At 69.7% G+C, this 3,109-nt stretch carries 2 protein-coding genes; one reads left to right on the top strand and one right to left on the bottom strand.

Annotated features, from left to right (window positions below; genetic code table 11):
• Nucleotides 1-2,282: nitrate- and nitrite sensing domain-containing protein (locus tag HY68_RS23025; RefSeq protein ID WP_052457148.1), on the bottom strand; the 2,282-nt coding region annotated here is incomplete at its 3' end.
• 416 nt (nucleotides 2,283-2,698) lie between these two features.
• On the opposite strand from HY68_RS23025, the gene HY68_RS23020 reads away from it, so the two are divergent.
• On the top strand, nucleotides 2,699-3,109 hold a 411-nt coding region (locus tag HY68_RS23020), incomplete at its 3' end, for a hypothetical protein (protein WP_241778648.1).

The following is a 3,109-nucleotide window of genomic DNA, read 5'->3' as shown; positions in this document are numbered from 1 at the left end:
GGCGCTTCGGCACCGTCGGGAAGGGTGTCGGGGGCCTGCTGGTGCTGCTCGCCGGGCAGCCGGAGGTCGTCGCGGCCGGTGCGCTGCGCACGCTCGGTGTCCCTGCCCGCGTCGCGCAGATGTTCGCGTGCGCGGAAGATCCCGCCGCGCTCGCTGTCGAGGTCGTCCAGATCGGCGATGCCGTCACCTCCGCCACGTAGCGGTGTGTCGTCGCGGCCGAGCGCGCCGACCGGGGCTTCGAGTTCGACCGGGCCGTCGAGGACGGACGGGCCGTTGCCGAGCCCGGTGGGTATCTGCGCCAGCGCGGTGAGCCGGCCGCCGCCTTCGGCGCGCACCCGGTCACGCGGACTCTTGCGGTCCAGCCGGAAGCCGGTGCCCTCGGTCTCGGGCGCGTCGGTGAGGAGCGCGACCGGGAGGAAGACGACGGCGGTCGTGCCGCCGTACGGGGACGGCTGGAGCGAGACGCGGACGTTCTGCCGCTGGGCGAGCCGGCTGACCACGAACAGGCCGAGCCTGTCGGTGTCGGACAGCTCGAACTCCGGGGTCTCGGCGAGCCGCAGGTTGGCGTCGAGGAGGAGTTCGGGCGTCATGCCGAGACCGCGGTCGTGGATCTCCAGCGTGAAGCCGTTGGAGACGCGTTCGCCGTGCACCTGCACCCCGGTGTGCGGGGGCGAGAACACCGTGGCGTTCTCCAGGAGTTCGGCGATGAGGTGGGTGAGGTCGGCGACGGCGGGACCGCCGACGCCGATCCGCGGGAGCCGGCGGACCTCGATGCGCTCGTAGTCCTCGACCTCGGCGACCGCGGCGCGCACCACGTCCATGAGCTGGACGGGCTTGCGCCACTGCCGGGACGGAGCGGCGCCGGAGAGGATCACCAGGCCCTCGGCGTGCCTGCGCATACGGGTGGTGAGGTGGTCGAGGCGGAAGAGGTCGGCCAGTTCCTCGGTGTCCTCCGTACGGCGCTCCATGGTGTCGAGGAGCGTGAGCTGACGGTGCAGCAGGACCTGGTTGCGGCGGGCGAGGTTGACGAACACCTCGGAGACGCCGCGCCTGAGGTCGGCCTGTTTGACGGCGGCCTCGACCGCCGCGCGCTGCAGGGTGTTGAGCGCCTGGCCGACCTGGCCGACCTCGTCCTTCTCGTAGTCGAGCCGGGGGGCCTCGGTCTCCACGTCGACCTGTTCGCCCGCCGCGAGCCTGCGCATCACGCTGGGCAGGCGGACGCCGGAGACCTCGTGGGCCTCCTTGCGCAGTCCGGACAGGTCACGGATCAGTTCGCGGCCGAGCCGTACGGACACGATCACGGTGACGAGCAGGGCGATGAGGCCGAGGGCGGCGACGATGCCGACGCGTACGAAGACGTTCTGCCGTACGGGCTTCATGTGGCTGCGGTAGAGGGCGTCGGTCTGGGCGCTCTCGTTGCTGAGGTCCACCAGGACCGGTGTGGTCATCCGCATCCAGCCCTGGGCGTCCACCGTCTTGGGGTTCCTGGTGGCGCCGGCCGCGATGAGGCGGTCCTCGGTGTCGCGCAGGGTCAGGTTGGCGGGGCTGTTCCAGTACTGCTGGAGGGTGGCCCGGTCCGGGCCCGGCAGGTCGGCCAGATTCGTCTGGTAGAGCAGCGTCCGGTTGGCGACGAGGTCGGAGACCGTACGGATCTCTTCCTGGGTGATCTGTCCCGTGATCAGTGAGGAGACGACGAGCGCGTCCTCGCGGGAGAACATCTCCCTGGCCCGCTCAAGGCCTACCAGGGAGCGGCCCCAGTTGTCCTGGGCCACGTCCTCCTGGCCGAGCAGGTCGGAGAGGAAGTTGTGACCGGGGTCGACGGCCCTGTTGTAGAAGTCCAGGGCCTGCGCACGGGAGGCCGTGCCCTTGTCGACCGTGGCACGCAGCCGGGACAGACCGCCGAGCGAGTCGGTGAAGAGCGTGAGCTGTTGGGAGGTGCTGTTCTTCAACTGGCCGCGCACACCGGACGATCCGGCGCCCTTGCGCACCCGTGTGATCGCGCGGTCGGTGTCGTCGCGCAGGGCCCGCAGTCGGCTGAGCGAGTCGGCGGCGCGCGGGTCGGCCAGATAGATGAGCGTCTGACGGCGCTCCTGCTGGAGCCGGGCGACGGCGTCCTCGACGGGGTGACCGACCTTGTTGACCGCGTTGTTGGCGTTCATCAGCTTGACCGCTTCACTACCGGTGAAGGTGGTGGACAGGCCCCAGAGCGCCACGAGCGAGATGAGCGGCACGAGCAACAGCGCCACGATCTTCCGGCGGATGGACTTCCCGCGAAAGCGCATGGCCTCCCCCAGATCGGGCCCCCCGCCGGGTGCGGGAGATACTCCGTCAACAAACGGCGCGAGCCTACTACTGACACACCTGCAACTCGAAGACACATCCGGATGTTTTTCAGCCACGCGGCGTTGTCTCGATCATGAGTTGTCCCGGTATCGGGAGAGATGATCCTTCCGGGCGATCGAGATAAGACCAGGCCGGACGGTGCTTTATCCGCTCAAACAAGTGGCTTGAATTATTCGCAACGCCGCAGGCTGCGGGAATCTTCCAGTCGGGCCAATCGTCCTTATGTGCGGGGATCAGGGGGACGTTGGGCAACTGCGGGGCGGTTCGCGCATCACATTCGGCTCTCGACCGGCGTGAAGCGACGGAAGCCGGGCAGTGAGTCCTGATGTCGGACGGTGTGGGGAGTGACGGGTCCATGGAGACGGAAGAGCGGCAAGGCATGGCATCGGCGCAGGGGTTCGCCGGGGTTTCCCGGCGGCTCTGGGTCGAGGAGCCCGCGGTGCGCCACCGCATGCCGGACGCGGTCAGAAAGGCCGCCGTACGCGCCGTGATCATCATGTCGGTGACACTGATCGAGGCCATGGTCGCCTTCCTCAGCACGCTCGCCGGCTCCTGGCTGGCGTTCCCCATGGTGATGAGCAGCGTCGCCTCGACCGTGGTGGCCACCTGGGCCGTGCTGGACGTGTGGGTGACCCGCCAGGTGTGGAACCAGCGCAACGGCGTGGTGTCGGTCCCCAGCAGTACGGCCCGGCAGATGCGCAAGGAGCGGCGCAAGGCGCGCGGTGACGCCCGGCGGGCGGCGCGGGGCGCGGGCCGGGGCGCGGGG

Origin of the sequence: Streptomyces sp. AcH 505, assembly GCF_000818175.1 — a bacterium.
Taxonomy (GTDB): Bacteria; Actinomycetota; Actinomycetes; order Streptomycetales; family Streptomycetaceae; genus Streptomyces.
This window is presented reverse-complemented; position numbering and strand designations above follow the sequence as displayed.